The organism is Acerihabitans sp. TG2, assembly GCF_035013185.1.
Lineage (GTDB): Bacteria > Pseudomonadota > Gammaproteobacteria > Enterobacterales > Enterobacteriaceae > Acerihabitans.
Genome location: NZ_JAYGJO010000004.1, coordinates 161095 through 178546, shown reverse-complemented (window position 1 = coordinate 178546; position 17452 = coordinate 161095). Strand labels below are relative to the sequence as shown.

The following is a 17452-nucleotide window of genomic DNA, read 5'->3' as shown; positions in this document are numbered from 1 at the left end:
AACAGCTCGCAGCCCTAGGCTACGGGCTGTTTTTTTATTGCTTGGCCCGGTGCGCTAACCGACCTTCTCTCGATGTGCCCGTTCTACTTCTTGCGCCAGGATCGCGATGCCGCGTTCGATTTTATCGGCATCGGGGACGTAGTTCATGCGCATGCATTGCTGGGCGTGCGGCCAATCGACCTCCAGTCCGGGAAAGAAATAGTGGCCCGGTACCATCAAGACACCACGCTGCTTGAGTCGTTGATAAAGCATCTCGGTGGTGATTGGCAGATTCTGGAACCATAACCAGAGAAAAATGGCCCCTTCCGGTTTATGTATCAGGCACCGCTCCGGTGGTAAATAACGGCGCAGTGTGGCAATGGTCTGTGCCACGCGTTGCTGGTAAAAGGGCTTTATCACGGTTTGCGACAATCGGATCAGATCGCCACGCCGAATCATCTCGCTCGCTAGCGCCGGACCCATTCCCCCCGGTGCCAGGCTGATGATACCGTTCATGTTGCCCATTGCGCTAATCACCGCCTCATTGGCTATTACAATGCCACAACGCGCCCCCGGTAAACCCAGTTTAGACAGGCTCATGCACAAGATAATATTCGGATTCCATAGCGGCGTGGCCTGGCTGAAAATGATGCCAGGGAAAGGCAAGCCGTAGGCATTGTCGATCAATAAAGGCACCTGGTGCTGGCGGGCCAGGGTGTCCAGGCGTCGCAACTCCAGATCGGTTAACACATTGCCGGTGGGGTTAGTGGGCCTGGAGACACAAATTAGCCCAATATCGTCACCCACGCTTAAGTGGTCGAAATCCACATGATATTTAAACTGACCTTCCGGCAAATGGGCGATGGTGGGCTTGGTTGAGACAAACATATTCTCTTCCAGTCCCGCGTCGGCATAACCCAGGTATTCCGGCGCCAGCGGGAATAACACCCGACGCAGCCGACCGTCGGCACCCCGTCCGGCAAACAGGTTGAACAGATAAAAAAAAGCGCTTTGGCTGCCGTTGGTCACGGCGATATTTTTTGCCGAAATTGGCCAGCCGAGCTCCTGGCGTAATAAATCCGCCAGGGCGTTGAGCAACGCGTCTTTCCCCTGTGGACCGTCATAATTACACAGCGCTTCGCAAAGGGAGCCTTGTTCCAGCATGGATTGGCATAAGGTCTGAAAATAGCGGTCCATCGCCGGGATGGCGGCAGGGTTGCCGCCACCGAGCATAATGGCGTCAGGAGAACGCAGGCCGTCGTTCATATCGTCCATTAACTGGCTGATGCCGGAATGGCGGGTAAATTTTTTGCCGAACAGCGAGAAAGTCATAGTGCCTATACAGTGCCCATTGAGGTGATGTAGACCAAAGACGTAGCATACCTTAGCGCATTGGCCGTATCAGGCAACCAAAACCTCAATAACTGTCTCGTCTTAAATCAAATCCAGGCTGCGCAGTTCGGTTTTAAGATAGGCATAATAGATAGGTGCTGCGACTAAACCCTCTAACCCAAAGGCCGACTCAAAAACCAGCATAGCCAATAACAATTCCCATGATTTTGCCTGGATCCGGTGGCCGACAATTTCGGCATTAAGGAAATATTCCAGCTTATGGATCAGCACCAGGTAAGCCAACACTACCCCGGCAATCGGCAGCGAAACGGATAACGCCGAGATAATCATGAGAAAATTTGATATCAAGTTACCAATAATCGGTAATAATCCAAAAATAAAGGTAGCGACCACTAGCGTTTTGGAAAGCGGTAGATGTATCTTAAATAAGGGAAAGACGACCAAGAGTAAAATAGATGTTAATATCGTATTAACCGACGAAATTTTTATTTGCGCAAACACGATATTGCGAAAAGCGTTGGATAAATTTTGTACCCGTTGCTGCAATTGCTCCCGAAAGTAAGTGGTGCGGCCGGTAGGTTTATTCAGGGAAATGATGGCGCCGATAATCAAACCGATCAAAATGGTGATAAAACCATGCAGGAAACTGCGGCCCATATTGCGGATGGTAATGAGGTTGGTCTCCACCAGAGCGAAAATTTGATTTTTCAGCCCCTCGGCGCTTTCCGGCAAAAAAGCGGGCAGTTCGATGGGAATACGATTTTTTAACCCGGAGAAAAGACGGTTGGACTCTGCGGTTAAGTCTATGCCTTTTTGAATATTTGCGGTTAAAAAACTGACCAGACTCACCACGCCTAGCGTTAAAACGACAACCACGACGGCGGCGATGATACTGACCACCACCCAACGTGCCCGACCGCCGATGAACCTCTCAAAAAAAGGCGTCAGGGCAAAAATGATTTCATAGGCCAGGAAACCTGCAACAAAGCAGGGGAATAAATGTAGTGGGATGATAATAGCGATAAACAACAGCATCAGGACATAGCTGCTGAGTTTAATATGAGTATGACTTAAGGTCATTAGTGTTCCTTTAAATATCGCCTGTTTCCATTTTATCTCATACCGAAGTAAAGCATAGCCCTTGATAACGGCAAAACGTATTTTTTGGTTCTGGAGGACAAAATGACCGACTATTCGAGCCACCCATCATTGAATTTGCCCGCGCCTCAGTTGCATATGATAAGCGGTAAAATCGGTGCAGGTAAATCCACCTTGGCGCAAAAACTCAGTGAAAATGGGGCAGGTTTACTGATCGTGGAAGATCGTTGGCTTTCGGTACTGTATCCCAATCAGATCGCGCAGATCCCGGACTATATTCGCTGTTCGGAACGCATCCGCAATCTGCTGGAGGAACACGTAGTGGAGATTTTACGCCACGGACTCTCGGTGGTGCTGGATTTTCCGCTCAATACCCCAGCCATTCGGGCCTGGGGACTGCAGATGGCGGAACTGGCCGGTGTTGGGCATGTGCTGCATTTTCTTGATCTGCCTGATGTGGTTTGTAAGCAGCGGCTGCAGGCCAGAAATGCTGCCGGCCTGCATCCTTACAATACCAGCGATGAGGAGTTCGATCTGCTCACCCGCTATTTTGTCGCACCGGTACCGGAGGAAGGACTCAATATTGTCAGGGGAAGTTAGGTGATGTCCCACCGTTTTCCATGAGCAGTGCGCATGGAAAATGCGGGATCGTGCCTAAAACTCCCCGCCGGCGCCGGATGAATTCGCCACCTGGGGATTAACACAATTTTCCTGAACCTGCCCGTTGAACGCGGCTATCAGATTGTCCACGGCGGTCGCGTCCATGGCATAGCGGGTTTCGTGCGTGGCGGAACCGATATGCGGCAGCGCCACCACGTTGGGCAGTTGTAGCAAGGGTGAATCCGTCGCCAGCGGCTCTTGTTCAAATACGTCCAGGCCAGCGGCGCTGATAGTGTGATTTTCCAGCGCCTCAATCAACGCAACTTCATCCACTACCGGGCCGCGACCGGCGTTGATCAAAATAGCACTGGGTTTCATGTTGGCCAGTCGTTCGCGGTTAATGAGATGATGGGTCTGGTCGGTCAGCGGCAGGATGATACAGACAAAATCGGCCTTGGCCATCAGGGAATCCAGATCGCAGTATGTAGCGTTAAAGCGCTGTTCCGCTTCGCTGTGCTGATGGCGTGCATTATATAAGATGGGCATGGAGAAGCCCAAGTGCGCCCGCTGGGCTAACGCCATGCCAATGCGTCCCATGCCAACCACACCCAGGGTTTTATGGTGCACATCGCTGCCAAACCAGTCGGCGCAGACGTTGTCGCGCCATTCGCCCACCCTGGTGCGTTGTGCCAATTCTGGCAGGCGACGCGCGGTGGCCAGTACCAGGCCCATCAGCAGATCGGCCACGGTGTCGGTCAGGGCGCTTGGGGTATGCATCAGTAAAATACCGCGGGCATTCAGCGCGTCGACATCATATTTGTCATAACCGGCTGAAATGGTCGACGCCACCTTTAGCTGCGGCAGCCTATCAAGCATTTTTTGGTCAAACTTGCCGCCAGAACCGATAATACCGTGCGCTTTTTGCAAGACCGAAGCGTACTTTTTGACATTTTCCTCGTCCAGTCCTGGGATTTCGGTGACGTCAAAAAACGCGTTCAGGCGCTGACGCAGGTCGTCCGATAAAGACTTGTACAATACCACAGCAGGTTTCATCATCATCTCCGTTGTTCGGCTATCACGCATAAACGATAACCGGCAGCATAACATTTTTGCTCATTAACGACAGCAGGACCCCGCGTGTTCTCATGCCTTAATGGGCTGTGCATGTTGTGCCGGCTTGACGATCAATGTCAGCCACACTGCAACCAACAAGGCTACGGCCATAAATACATACGAAGCCGAAGGCGAGCCAGTCGCACCATTGAGATAACCCACGACCCAGGATCCGACAAATGAACCCAGAGCGCCCATGCTATTAATCAGTGCCATGGCCCCGCCAGCGACATTACGCGGCAGCATTTCCGGCACGATGGCGAAGAAAGGGCCGTAAGGCGCGTACATTGCCGCGCCGGCGATCACCAGCAAGGCATAAGACCCCCAGAAATGATGCGCGCCCAGTAAATAGGAACCAATAAACGCCAGTGCGCCGATCAATAATAACGGCCAGACGAAGATTTTACGATTTTGCAGCTTATCCGATGCCCAGGATACGACTACCATGGCAATGGTCGCCGCCAGATAAGGTACCGCCGATAACCATCCCGCCTGCACCATGCCCATTTCCATGCCGTTACGCAGGATGGATGGCAACCACAATACAAAGCCGTAAACCCCAATACTCCAAGCGAAATACTGCATGCAAAGGATTATGACGTTGCGTGAACGGAAAGCCTCGGCGTAATTATGTACCGCCTTGATACCTTCTTGTTCCTTGGCCAATTGCTGCTGCAACGCCTGTTTTTCATCTTCGGAAAGCCATTTTGCCTGGGCGGGTTTGTCGTTTACCAATACCCACCAGCAAAACGCCCAAATCACCGCCGGGATGCCCTCGAAAATAAACATTTCGCGCCAGCCGAAGGCGTTAATCAAATACCCCGAGACCACCGACATCCACAGCACCGTCACCGGATTGCCCAGGATCAGAAAGGTATTGGCCCGAGAGCGTTCCGCCTTGGTGAACCAGTTACTGATATAAATCAGCAGTGCCGGCATTACCGCCGCCTCTACTACGCCCAGGGCAAAGCGGATAGCCATCAACATCGGGATATTACTGACAATGCCGGTTAACGACGCAAATACACCCCATAATACCAGGCACCAGAAGATCAGGGTTCTGACACTGCGCCGTTCAGCATAGACCGCGCCGGGGATTTGAAAAAAGAAATAACCAAGAAAGAACAGGGCGCCCAGCAGTGAGGAGATCCCTTTGGTAATGCCCAAATCGGTATTGATGCCGGCCGCCGAGGCGAAGCTAAAGTTGGCTCGGTCGAGATAGGCCAGACTGTAGCTGATAAATATAATCGGCATAATATACCACCAGCGCTTTGGTGCTAATTTCGCGATGCTCATGGGTAGTCCTTGATTGAATAGGTCTTTGGGGCGCCAAGGTGCTTTTTATTTATATGGAATCGGTACCATTTAATGAAAGCAGAGTAGGGTTATACCGGTAGGCGCGTTCCCGGCAGGTCAATTCTATTGAAGCAAAGCCACGAAACGTCGTGTCTCGGCCACCAGATCCTTTCCCGCTAGCGGAAATTCGATCCCGCGAGGGACGTTGTCCGGCAGGTGTTCCAGCAGTTGGCGCCAGCTTGGGTCACTCGGCTCCGGCGGCACAGCTTGCCAATCGTTGCCGGATCTGGCGGCAACCTTGACATGGATATAGTTAACCACTGCTGCCAAGGCATCAGCGGCGGCAAGGGGCGGTTGTCCTACCCAATGCCAGTTACCCATATCGAAGGTCATGCTTACCGGCAACCTGTCGGCAGTAGCTCGGTTAAAAAAGGCCTGTAGTGGTGCGAGTGTGCCGCACGCCGTTTGATCGTTTTCCACCAACAGCTTCACGTTTTGCGTATGCAGGAACGCGGCCAGAGCCTCAGTGCCGACGCTGGTGGTAAAGTGGCCTAACGAGAGTTTTAGACGTTCGGCACCCAGTTGCTCCGCTTCGGCGAATAGCTGGGGGAGCAAGGGGTTTGACGCGCCGCCTGTAGCGAACAGCGCTTGCGGCGCGGAGTAAAAGCAGCGTAGACCATGAGACGCGATGGCACGTGCCAGTTCCGGCAAGGACTGCAGGTCGGTCTGTGTTAACAGTTCACGGCGAATTTCCACCCCATCGGCGCCGGATAACGCGATAATCGGCAACAGCTTGCGCTGCCCGCCCAAGGCGACTACGTTGTTTTTGCCATACGCGGCGGTGACCACAAAGACGGCATGTTTCATGTTTTGACTCCTTGGCCGGGTTTTCCCGAGGGATGGCTTAACGGTAAATGGTACCGGTTCCATTGAACAGCTTGTTATGTCAGATTTATGATCGACGTCACTAATTAATGCATACACGTAAAAATGCTAAAGCGCGGTTTTTGCCAATAAGAAGGGGATTGTTAGGATATTGAGGATAAAATCACCCAGAGGTGGCGTTTGATCACGCGTGCAGATAACTGAGAAATACTGTCATGACATCTTTGGGGAACATTTTGCGATATGCTGAAATGAGCTACCCAACCGCACCTCGATGATAGGTGCTATGGAAACGTAGGTGGTGGAGCTGCCATGGGGGTCGTCTCAAGGTTGAGCATTAAAATTATTATTTTTTTGGCGTCTGGTAAATGTCCGGGCGTGTTATCGCCCAGGCATAATTAGGTTTGTTGATAGGCTGGTAACCCAATTTTTGGTAGAGCCATGGCGCTGTGGTGGTAAACAGCATCATTCTACGTAGCGTTGTGGTCACTGGGTGCTCCTGGCAGCAACGAATTAGCCATCCACCGAGGCCCTTGCCCTGATATTCTTCAAGAATGTAAACATCACACAGATAGGCAAAAGTGGCATAATCAGTGATAAACCGGGCAAATCCTATCTGCACCCCATTGTCAAAGACGCCAAAGTTGAGGCTGTTTTTTATGGATTCACGCACCGTATCTTCATCAATGCCTGCGGCCCACGTTGAGCGGGTCAGGGCGTGATGTATTGCCGGGATATCTAACGTTGAATTATCGGTACTGATCACATAATGATCGTGACGCCATTCTTTTATCTTTCTCATTTTTATGACTTTATTTTTTTTCTGGAATCAGGACAAGAGTATATTTACCATTTTAATTTTCACTTCACAACCTGGGTGTTATGGTGAATACCGCCCTTTATTTTATCAAATAAAACGTCTTGTGTTACTGATGCTAGGAGCAGGAAATGAATACATTTGCGGTACGGCGTATTCGCGGCAGTGATGTTGACGACTTTCGGGAAATAAGACTCGAAGCGCTCAGGCTCCACCCTGATGCCTTTGGCGCGTCTTTTGCCGATGAAAGCCAGAAACCACAAGAATTTTTCGCCGAGCGTTTGCAATCGAATGCCGTTTTTGGCGGCGTTGACCGGCAAAATAGGCTACAGGGCATCATTGGCATCAGTGTTAATACTGCCCCAAAGCTGTGCCATGTGGCCACTCTCTGGGGGATGTATGTCCGTGCTGACATGAGGGGAACCGGTCTTTCCCTGGCCCTGCTCCGGGCGGCATTGCTGGAAGCCGGGGCCGGCATGATCGTGAAGCTCTCAGTCGTGGCAACCAACCCGTCGGCACAACGTCTTTACCGTTCAGTCGGGTTTACACCGTGGGCAACGGATCGTCGCGCGTTATGTATTGATGGGGTGTTTCATGACGCGCTGCTTATGCGACGAGATCCCCACTGAGTTGCGGTTCATCACTGCCACAGTAGGTCCATTTAATCGGGCAGCTAACGGGTCGTCGAGCCCCGGACGATCAACTCGCCACTAAAGGCCTGCTCGCATACCGGCTCATTGACGCCCTGAATCCGCTTGAGTAATTGCTCCAGCGCGGCGTGGCCAATTTGGTAGGTTGGCTGTTTAAACGTGGTGATACCCACGCCCGCCAGTTCGGCCCATTCCAGTTCATCAAAACCCAGCAGCCCGATATCGCTGCCCCAATGCAAACCCTGGCGTCGCAAGGTGCGGGCAATTTGCAGTGTCAGCGCGCCGTTGGCCGACAGGATGGCTTTACGCATGCCCCGGTGGCGACGATTGAAATCCTTGATGATGGTATCCAGGGTCGTGATATCGTCCAGGGCGCTTTCCGCGACTTCCGCCACCCGCTCCGGATGGGCCGCCAGACAGGCGCGAAACGCCAAAAGCCGCTCGATACGCGTATTAACGGTGCCCAGGGGTTCGCTAAGAAACATGATGGCTTCGAAGCCTTGTTCAATCAGATGCTCCGTGGCGATGGTGGCCGCCTGATGATTATCCAGTCCGACCATATCGCAGGAAAAATCCGGGATCTTGCGATCGATTAGCACCATTGGCAAAGAGGATTGCTGCAGCATCGCCAGTGCGTCCTCGTGCATACCCACCGCATTCACCACAATCCCCTCTACCTGATAGCCATTGAGCAACTGCAGATAATGACGTTCTTGATTGACTTCGTTATTAGTATTGCACACCAGCAGCGTAAAACCCCGCTGGCGGCAGGCCGCTTCGATGCCGCGCATAACGTCCACCGAATAGGGATTGGTGATATCGGCGATAATCAGCCCAATCAGCCCAATCAGCCGGGTTTGCCCGCCTTTCAGACTGCGGGCCATTTGGCTTGGCCGATAATTCAGTTGCACGATGGCGGTTTCAATACGTTGGCGGAGATCATCTGATAGCACGTTGAGCTCGCCGTTCAAATAGCGCGAAACGCTGGTTTTACCGCTGTTGGCGGCTTTGGCCACATCGCTGATGGTGGCGCGTCCCGAGGCGTTGGCTCCCTTTGATTGATTCACGGCGTTTTTCTCCTGGTGTTAACAACGACAACTGTTAATGGCGGCGCCATTGCAGCGTCAATAAAGTATGGCCGGTTTCGGCGTTGAAATTTTTGCCGATTTGCCGAAAGTCCTGATGCCAATAAAAATGGCGCGCGCGGTGGTTTAATTGATAGACCTCCAAGGCCAAAACCGTAAAGCGCTGTTTGGCCTGCGCCAAGAGCCCCTGCCCGATACCCTGGTGATAATAGCGTGGCGCGACGAATACTGCGCCGATAAATTGCCCCATTAGGATACTGATAAATCCCGTCATTTCGCCATCACGCTCATCCACCCAACTGAGGGATTGCGGCAGATACTCGTCCCGCACCAGGGGCAGGCTTTCCAACCAGTAATCTGCCCGGATAAACGGATGGGCAAGGGTGGTGCTTTCCAGCCAAAGCGCCAGCAGCTCAGGTATGTCGTCGGATTGAAACGGCCGAATCATCGCTTTAGCTCCTTAATTGGGCTGTATATCTTAACGCCAGAGGGTATACTGGCGCATTCTTAATAAACCCACTTTTATCGCGTGCGAATTCAACATGCAAAAGTTTGACCCCAAGACCTTTCAGGGCTTGATCCTGACCTTACAGGACTACTGGGCGCGTCAAGGCTGTACTATTATCCAACCGTTGGATATGGAAGTCGGCGCGGGTACGTCCCATCCTATGACCTGCTTGCGAGCGCTCGGTCCCGAACCTATCGCCGCGGCGTATGTCCAGCCGTCGCGCCGCCCCACTGACGGCCGTTACGGTGAAAACCCCAACCGGCTGCAGCACTATTATCAATTCCAGGTCATCATCAAGCCGTCACCGGATAATATCCAGGAACTTTATCTCGGGTCGCTCAAAGAAGTGGGTCTGGATCCGACCATTAATGATATCCGTTTTGTTGAGGACAACTGGGAAAATCCGACGCTTGGCGCCTGGGGACTCGGATGGGAAGTGTGGCTCAACGGCATGGAAGTGACACAATTCACTTATTTCCAGCAAGTGGGTGGCCTTGAATGTCGTCCGGTTACCGGTGAGATCACCTATGGACTGGAGCGTCTGGCCATGTATTTGCAGGGCGTGGACAGTGTCTATGACCTGACCTGGAGCGACGGCCCGCTGGGTAAAACCACCTATGGCGATGTGTTCCATCAAAATGAAGTGGAACAGTCCACCTACAACTTCGAGTATGCCGACGTCGATTTCTTGTTCGTCTGTTTTGATCAGTACGAAAAAGAAGCGCAGATGCTGTTGGCGCTTGAGCATCCGCTGCCGCTGCCCGCCTATGAGCGTATTTTGAAAGCGGCGCATAGTTTTAATCTGCTGGATGCCCGCAAGGCCATATCAGTTACCGAACGGCAGCGTTATATCCTGCGCATTCGCACCTTGACCAAAGCCGTTGCTGAGGCTTATTACGCTTCGCGCGAAGCCTTGGGTTTTCCGATGTGCAAGAAGAACGAGAAATAAGAGGCCGGCTCATGACGCAACATACTTTTTTGGTGGAGATCGGTACGGAAGAGTTGCCGCCGAAGGCACTCCGCCACCTGGCGCAATCCTTTGCCACGTTATTCGGCGCTGAACTTGATAGCGCTAATCTTCCCCATGGTGAGATCAAATGGTTCGCTTCTCCCCGTCGCCTGGCGCTAAAAGTCGCTGATCTGAGTGCATCCCAGGCTGACAGGGAAGTTGAAAAACGCGGCCCTGCCATAACGCAGGCCTTCGATGCCAATGGTCAGCCCACCAAAGCGGCGCAAGGCTGGGCGCGCGGTTGCGGCATCGCCGTCGAGCAGGCTGAGCGTACCATCACCGATAAAGGGGAATGGTTGCTGTACCGGGCGACAGTGAAGGGTCGCCGTGCCCAAGAACTGCTGGCCGATATGGTGAACCTTGTCCTGGCTAAGCTACCCGTGCCGAAAATGATGCGCTGGGGGGAAAACGATACCCAGTTTATCCGCCCGGTGCACACAGTGACCATGCTGCTGGGCGACGAGCTGATTCCGGGCCGGGTACTGGGGATCGACTCCGCCCGTATACTGCGCGGACATCGTTTCATGGGCGAGGCGGAACTGACGTTGGATAACGCTGATCAATATCCTGCCCTGCTGCTTGAACGCGGTAAAGTGATGGCCGATTATGATCTGCGCAAGGCGCAAATCAAGCGTGACGCTGAAGCGGCGGCCAGGGAGATCGGCGGCATTGCCGATTTGACCGATAGCCTGCTGGAGGAAGTGACCTCGCTGGTGGAATGGCCGGTGGTGCTCACGGCGAAATTCGAGGAAAAATTTCTCGCTGTGCCCCCTGAGGCGCTGGTGTATACCATGAAAGGTGATCAGAAATATTTCCCGGTCTATGACCGCCAGGGGCAGTTGTTACCGCATTTTATCTTTGTCGCCAATATCGAATCAAAAGATCCGCAGCAGGTGATATCCGGTAATGAAAAAGTGGTACGGCCACGCTTGGCGGACGCCGAATTTTTCTTTAACACCGATCTCAAAGTGCGGCTGGCGGATCGTTTGCCGCGTCTCGATAGCGTACTGTTTCAACAGCAATTGGGCAGCTTGCGCGATAAGAGCGACCGTATCGAATCGCTGTCCGGCTGGATTGCCGAGCAGATGGGTGCCGATGCTGAACAAGCCGCCCGTGCCGGCCTGTTGAGCAAGTGTGATTTGGTCACCAATATGGTGGTTGAATTTACCGACACCCAAGGGGTGATGGGCATGCATTATGCCCGCCACGACGGCGAACCCGAAGCAGTGGCGCTGGCGTTGAAAGAGCAGTATCAGCCGCGATTTTCCGGTGATGCGCTGCCGTCCACATTGGTCTCCTGCGCTGTAGCCATCGCCGAGAAAATGGATACTCTGGCTGGCATTTTTGGCATCGGCCAACACCCGAAGGGCGACAAGGACCCATTTGCCCTGCGTCGCGCAGCTCTGGGCGTGCTGCGCATTATCGTCGAGCAGCGGTTGCCGCTGGATCTGCAAACCCTGACGGTGCAAGCCGTGCGGTTGTATGGTGAAAAGCTGAGCAATTTGCGCGCGGTGGATGATGTGATCGACTTTATGCTCGGCCGTTTCCGCGCGTGGTACCAGGAAGAGGGCCATAGTGTCGATACCATCCAGGCGGTGCTGGCGCGACGTCCTACCCGCCCGGCGGATTTTGACGCCAGGGTGAAGGCGGTGAGCTATTTCCGTACCCTGGACGCCGCCGCCTCATTGGCCGCTGCCAATAAGCGGGTATCGAATATTTTGGCTAAAGCTACGGATAAGCTCAACCAGGACGTACAAGCGGCTACACTCAAGGAAGTGGCCGAGATCCAGTTAGCCACCTACCTGACGGTATTGCGCGATAAACTGCAGCCGCTGTTTGACGAAGGTCGCTACCAGGACGCGTTGGTAGAATTGGCGGCGCTACGCGAGCCGGTAGATGCGTTTTTCGATCAGGTCATGGTGATGGCCGACGATGATGCCGTGCGTATCAACCGTTTAACCCTGTTGGATCAGCTGCAAAAACTGTTCCTACGGGTTGCCGATATCTCGTTGCTGCAATAGTTGCGTTGGCGCGGCGTGGTGGAAACATAACGCCGCCGCTTGGCGTGGCCCGATCGGACGAGTCATCGGCTGTAAGCGACGTTTGACGCCGCTGTAAGCTTGAAATGAGACTATACCTTAAATAATTCGCGTTGCAGGAAGGCGGCGACGCAGTGAATCCCCAAGAGCTTACTCTAGTAAGTGACTGGGGTGAGCGAGGTAAGCCAACGAACCTGCAGCGTGAAGTATGACGGGGATATACCTTAAATAATTCGCGTTGCAGGAAGGCCGACGCACCTGCAACCTGGGTATAACGGGCATAGGCTTAGCAGCATATCCGCATCAGGGTGCCCACACGGGCATCCATGCAATGTAATAGAGACATGATTTTACGGGAGTATTGGTCATGATGTTAAGGGACAGACTGGCGCATTACCGCTATGTGCTGATGATGCCAGTACTACTACTGTTGGCGGTGCAACTTACCGCCTGCGGCGATAAAGAACCGGATCAACGTAAGGCGTTTATGCAGTTCCTGCAAACCACGATACTGCCTGGTGGTGAACGCTTGCCGACCCTCAGTGAGGATCAAAAGAAAAAATTCGGTACCTATGTCAGCGATTATCAAGTCTTGCTGACGTTCACCCAACAATATACGCAGGCTGTTAACGCCAGCCTTATGCCGGTACTCGATCAAATTAACCAGATCAGGGTGCCGCAGGATTATCTTTCCCATCGGGGCGATTTACAGCAAGCAGCAGGTGCATTGAATCTGCTGGGGCCACAAATTGAGCGTTTGCAAAAACAGGCTGATGATGCCCGTGTCGCGCTTAAGCAGCCTGATGATTTGAAAGCGTTGTATGCCCAGGTCTATACCAAGCTGGTTACCCAGCCAGCCCAGAATGTGACACCGGTGGTGACCAGTGCCGCAACGTTATCCGAAACGTTGGTTCAAGTGGGTAATTTTCTGAATATGCAAGGTGCTCAAGTCACCTACGGCGCCAACTCCATCGCGTTTCCCACTCGGTTGCAGGCGACTCAGTACAATGAGCTGATGGCGGGTTTACAAACCCAGCAGCAACAGTTAGTACAGGCCCAGGCCGCCGCTGGCGTACACTAGGCCACGCCTTCGCTAACGCTGGTGCCGTTGTCATAACCTAGCCTGAGGACACGCCAGGCGTCCGTTGTCCCATTGCGTAAATTAACCGGCAATGGGGCAGCTCCCCGCATTGCCCCACTACGTTGAGGCGCTCAATGACATCGCTGTCATCACCGGCCGTTAACGCTTTTGTCACAGCCTGCGCGCATACCCCTCCTTTACGTCCAGACGATCGCCGGATGAATGGTAAATTTCTTACAGACCCTGTTACTCATCTTTGGTTTTTTGAAGGCCGAGCCTTGTGCAGTCAGGCTTGTAGGGGGTAATGAGCGTCAGTCCGCAAATAATTTGTGATGTAAATCACATTTATAAAACAAATACACAACCACGATAAGTGATGTACATCACATTTTTTCATCCAGAAGTGGCTAAAAAAACGGCTTGTGCTTTATTTACATAAAATATTTGTGATGAATATCACCTATATAGGGCCATATCAGGGGGGTATGGCGTGATTTCTGTCACATTTTTACCGCTAGGTACGCTTCGTCATCGGGTCGTGGTAGAGTCGCGCTGTTAATAGAACCACCGACAGATTGTGCAACACTGTCGCAACAATTTTCACGCGCCCTTATGATCCGGCGCGTATCAATAGGGGTGTTTGTTTATGTCTTCTTCGGATATCAAGGTCAAAGTACAAAATTTTGGCCGTTTCCTCAGTAATATGGTGATGCCGAATATCGGCGCCTTTATTGCCTGGGGGATCATCACCGCGCTGTTTATACCGACCGGGTGGGCGCCGAATGCCACCTTGGCTAAATTAGTCGGCCCAATGATAACCTACCTGCTGCCGTTACTGATCGGTTACACCGGCGGGCGACTGGCTGGCGGTGAACGCGGCGGCGTAGTCGGCGCAATCACTACCATGGGTGTCATTGCCGGGGCTGATATCCCTATGTTCATGGGCGCCATGATGGCGGGTCCGCTGGGCGGCTGGGCAATCAAGCGTTTTGATCGGATGGTCGACGGCAAAATCAAAAGCGGCTTCGAGATGTTGGTTAACAATTTCTCTGCCGGTATCATCGGCATGCTGCTAGCTATCGTGGCATTCCTGGCTATCGGACCGCTGGTTGAAATCCTCTCGCATGCCCTGGCATTGGGCGTCAATATGATGGTACGCCACGATTTGCTGCCGTTGGCATCAATCTTTGTTGAACCGGCGAAAATCCTGTTCCTCAATAACGCCATCAACCACGGTATCTTCTCGCCGTTGGGCATTCAGCAGGCTACCGAAACCGGCAAGTCAATTTTCTTCCTGATTGAAGCCAATCCGGGTCCAGGTATGGGCGTACTGATGGCCTATATGTTTTTTGGTCGCGGCAATGCTAAACAGTCCGCTGGCGGCGCAGCTATCATCCACTTCTTGGGTGGTATCCACGAAATCTATTTCCCTTATGTGCTGATGAACCCGCGTTTGTTGCTTGCGGTTATCCTGGGTGGCATGACCGGCGTGTTTACACTGAGCGTACTGCATGGCGGCCTGGTATCTCCGGCCTCTCCAGGTTCGATCTTGGCGGTGTTGGCGATGACGCCAAAAGGCAGCTATTTTGCCAATATCGCAGCGGTTGTCGCGGCGTTTGCCGTATCATTTGTAGTGGCCTCTATATTGCTGAAAAGTATGAAAGTGAAAGAAGGCGACGATTTGGAAGACGCGACCCGTCGCATCAAAGATATGAAGGCTCAGTCCAAAGGGTTGACCGCATCGGTTAACGCTGGCGCTGGCAATGATTTGAGCGCAGTGCGCAAAATTATCGTTGCTTGCGACGCGGGCATGGGCTCTAGCGCCATGGGTGCCGGGGTATTGCGTAAAAAAGTCAAAGAGGCTGGGTTAACCAATATCAGCGTGACCAATACCGCTATCAATAGCCTGCCCGAAGATGTGGATCTGGTGATAACTCATCGCGATCTGACTGAGCGCGCCATGCGTCATGCGCCTCAGGCTCAACATATTTCGCTGACCAATTTTTTGGATAGCGGACTGTATACCGATCTGGTGGCACGTCTGGTGGCAGTGCAAAAAAATGAGGCCAACCAGGAAAAGGTGATCGCCACGCTGGATGACAGTTTTGAAGATAGCGAACAAAATCTGTTCCGCCTGACGGAGGCGAATATCTTCCTCGGCCAGCATGCGGATAACAAAGAGCAGGCGATTCGTTTTGCCGGCGAACAACTGGTTAAAGGGGGCTACGTGCTGCCGGAATATGTCGATGCCATGATGGATCGTGAACGGCTGACGTCCACCTATTTGGGCGAGTCCATTGCGGTACCTCATGGCACCATTGAGGCCAAGGATAAAGTGTTGCGTACCGGGGTGGTATTCTGTCAGTACCCTGACGGCGTGCGTTTTGGTGACGAGGCGGATGATATTGCCCGTCTGGTCATCGGTATTGCTGCGCGCAACAACGAGCATATTCAGGTTATCACCAGTCTGACCAATGCGTTGGACGACGAGGCGGTCATTGCCCGTTTGACTAACACCACCGAGGTGGAAGAGGTCTTGGCGCTGCTCAAAAGTAATAGAAACGCCTAAGCCAAGGGATGTTGCGTGACGGCGCGGTCAGCGAGTGCATTAATCGCTTGCGTAGGTAAGCGGTTCGAATGAACCGGCATTGCCAACACGTGTGCAAAAGAGGGCGGCAGTGGCGCCGCCACGGGTAATGGAAAGGTTAAATGTGAGAGGGGGCCTACAGTGGCCCCTTTTTAACTCGGAAAATCCAAGGTTAATATTATGAAAGCATTACATTTCGGAGCGGGAAACATCGGTCGAGGTTTTATCGGTAAATTATTGGCCGATGCCAAGGTTCAGGTGGTATTTGCTGACGTGAACCAAACGGTGCTGGATGCATTGAACGCCAGGGGTGAATATCAGGTCCATGTGGTGGGTGAACAATCTCATGTGGACACGGTCAGCCATGTGAGCGCGGTAAACAGCACCAGTCAAGATGTGGTGGCATTGATTGCCACCGTAGACCTGGTGACTACCGCCGTAGGGCCGCAGATCCTGGAACGGATTGCCGGTACTGTGGCGCAAGGGCTGATCAAACGCCACGACGCGGGGACTGTGCTCCCGCTCAATATTATTGCTTGTGAAAATATGGTTCGCGGCACCAGTCAACTCAAACAGCACGTGCTCAAGGCTCTGCCTGAACAGTATCACGCCTGGGTCGAAGAGCACGTGGGTTTTGTCGACTCGGCGGTGGACCGCATTGTACCCCCGGCCGAAGCCGGTACTCAGGACCCCCTAGCGGTGACGGTTGAGACGTTCAGCGAATGGATTGTGGATAAAACCCAGTTCAAGGGCCAGCCACCAGCGATTGCGGGAATGGAGCTCACAGATAATCTGATGGCGTTCGTCGAGCGTAAACTCTTTACGCTCAACACTGGGCATGCGATTACCGCTTACCTCGGCCAGTATGCCGGCCACAAAACCATTCGTGACGCCATCCTGGATCCGGCGATCCGCCAAGTGGTCAAGGGGGCCATGGAAGAGAGTGGTGCGGTATTGATTAACCGCTATGGTTTTGAACCGGATAAACACGCCGCGTATATCAACAAAATCTTACAGCGTTTTGAAAATCCCTATTTGCACGATGACGTAGAGCGGGTCGGCCGGCAGCCGTTGCGTAAATTGAGCGCTGGCGATCGGTTGATCAAGCCATTGCGCGGCACACTGGACTATGGTTTGCGTCACGATAATTTGGCCAAGGGTACTGCTGCCGCCATGCATTATCATAGCGAGCAGGATCCCCAGGCGCGGGAGTGGGCGGAGCTGCTGCACAAATCAGGACCACGGGCGGCGCTGGCGCAGGTTTCCGGGCTTGAAGAAGACAGTGAAGTCGTAGAGCAAGTGGTAAGTCTCTATAACGCCATGCAATAATGATCGAGAGCCGGGGGCGAGGA

15 protein-coding genes are annotated in these 17452 nt (G+C 53.0%); 7 read left to right on the top strand and 8 right to left on the bottom strand.

Annotation, left to right across the window (positions count from 1 at the left end; translation table 11 throughout):
- Positions 1-54 precede the first annotated feature (54 nt).
- Positions 55-1311, bottom strand: a complete 1257-nt coding sequence (locus tag SJI19_RS05305) for a valine--pyruvate transaminase (RefSeq protein ID WP_323477227.1) — start codon at positions 1309-1311, stop codon at positions 55-57.
- Positions 1312-1413: 102 nt separating this feature from the next.
- Positions 1414-2412, bottom strand: a complete 999-nt coding sequence (locus SJI19_RS05300; protein WP_323477226.1) for an AI-2E family transporter — start codon at positions 2410-2412, stop codon at positions 1414-1416.
- A gap of 102 nt (positions 2413-2514) precedes the next feature.
- Between SJI19_RS05300 and SJI19_RS05295 the strand changes: the two genes are divergently transcribed.
- Entirely contained in the window at positions 2515-3030 is a 516-nt protein-coding gene (locus SJI19_RS05295) for an ATP-binding protein (RefSeq protein ID WP_323477225.1), read from the top strand.
- Positions 3031-3084: 54 nt separating this feature from the next.
- Here the strand turns inward: SJI19_RS05295 and ghrB are convergent, their stop codons facing one another.
- The 4 genes from ghrB to SJI19_RS05275 all read right to left on the bottom strand — a co-directional run bounded on the left by ghrB (position 3085) and on the right by SJI19_RS05275 (position 7126).
- Positions 3085-4083 carry a glyoxylate/hydroxypyruvate reductase GhrB gene (gene ghrB / locus SJI19_RS05290; RefSeq protein ID WP_323477319.1) on the bottom strand — a complete coding sequence of 333 codons (999 nt, stop codon included), beginning with the start codon at positions 4081-4083 and terminating at the stop codon, positions 3085-3087.
- Between the two features lie 90 nt (positions 4084-4173).
- Positions 4174-5439, bottom strand: a complete 1266-nt coding sequence (locus SJI19_RS05285) for an MFS transporter (RefSeq protein ID WP_323477224.1) — start codon at positions 5437-5439, stop codon at positions 4174-4176.
- Between the two features lie 123 nt (positions 5440-5562).
- Positions 5563-6306, bottom strand: a complete 744-nt coding sequence (locus SJI19_RS05280) for a sugar phosphate isomerase/epimerase (protein WP_323477223.1) — start codon at positions 6304-6306, stop codon at positions 5563-5565.
- Between the two features lie 364 nt (positions 6307-6670).
- The gene (locus tag SJI19_RS05275; protein WP_323477222.1) at positions 6671-7126 is read right to left on the bottom strand and encodes a GNAT family N-acetyltransferase; all 456 of its coding nucleotides are present in this window, start codon (positions 7124-7126) and stop codon (positions 6671-6673) included.
- A gap of 146 nt (positions 7127-7272) precedes the next feature.
- On the opposite strand from SJI19_RS05275, the gene SJI19_RS05270 reads away from it, so the two are divergent.
- Positions 7273-7770, top strand: coding sequence for a GNAT family protein (locus SJI19_RS05270; protein ID WP_323477221.1), 498 nt, complete (start codon positions 7273-7275; stop codon positions 7768-7770).
- Positions 7771-7814: 44 nt separating this feature from the next.
- Here SJI19_RS05270 and SJI19_RS05265 read toward each other — a convergent pair whose 3' ends face one another.
- Positions 7815-8858, bottom strand: a complete 1044-nt coding sequence (locus SJI19_RS05265) for a LacI family DNA-binding transcriptional regulator (protein ID WP_323477220.1) — start codon at positions 8856-8858, stop codon at positions 7815-7817.
- 34 nt (positions 8859-8892) lie between these two features.
- A complete protein-coding gene (locus SJI19_RS05260; RefSeq protein ID WP_323477219.1) occupies positions 8893-9324 on the bottom strand; it encodes an N-acetyltransferase in 432 nt (143 codons plus the stop codon).
- A 94-nt stretch (positions 9325-9418) separates the two neighbouring features.
- Between SJI19_RS05260 and glyQ the strand changes: the two genes are divergently transcribed.
- The 5 genes from glyQ (at position 9419) to SJI19_RS05235 (ending at position 17429) form a co-directional block, all read left to right on the top strand.
- Complete coding sequence (gene glyQ / locus SJI19_RS05255; protein WP_323477218.1) at positions 9419-10333, top strand: glycine--tRNA ligase subunit alpha; 915 nt, start codon at positions 9419-9421, stop codon at positions 10331-10333.
- Between the two features lie 11 nt (positions 10334-10344).
- On the top strand, positions 10345-12414 hold the full coding sequence (glyS, locus tag SJI19_RS05250; protein ID WP_323477217.1) for a glycine--tRNA ligase subunit beta: 2070 nt from the start codon (positions 10345-10347) through the stop codon (positions 12412-12414).
- A 388-nt stretch (positions 12415-12802) separates the two neighbouring features.
- Complete coding sequence (locus SJI19_RS05245) at positions 12803-13513, top strand: DUF3053 domain-containing protein (RefSeq protein WP_416347511.1); 711 nt, start codon at positions 12803-12805, stop codon at positions 13511-13513.
- 646 nt (positions 13514-14159) lie between these two features.
- The gene (locus SJI19_RS05240; RefSeq protein WP_323477215.1) at positions 14160-16082 is read left to right on the top strand and encodes a PTS mannitol transporter subunit IICBA; all 1923 of its coding nucleotides are present in this window, start codon (positions 14160-14162) and stop codon (positions 16080-16082) included.
- A gap of 198 nt (positions 16083-16280) precedes the next feature.
- Positions 16281-17429 (top strand): mannitol-1-phosphate 5-dehydrogenase, encoded by a 1149-nt coding sequence (locus SJI19_RS05235; RefSeq protein WP_323477214.1) that lies wholly within the window; start codon positions 16281-16283, stop codon positions 17427-17429.
- The last annotated feature ends 23 nt before the right edge of the window (positions 17430-17452 follow it).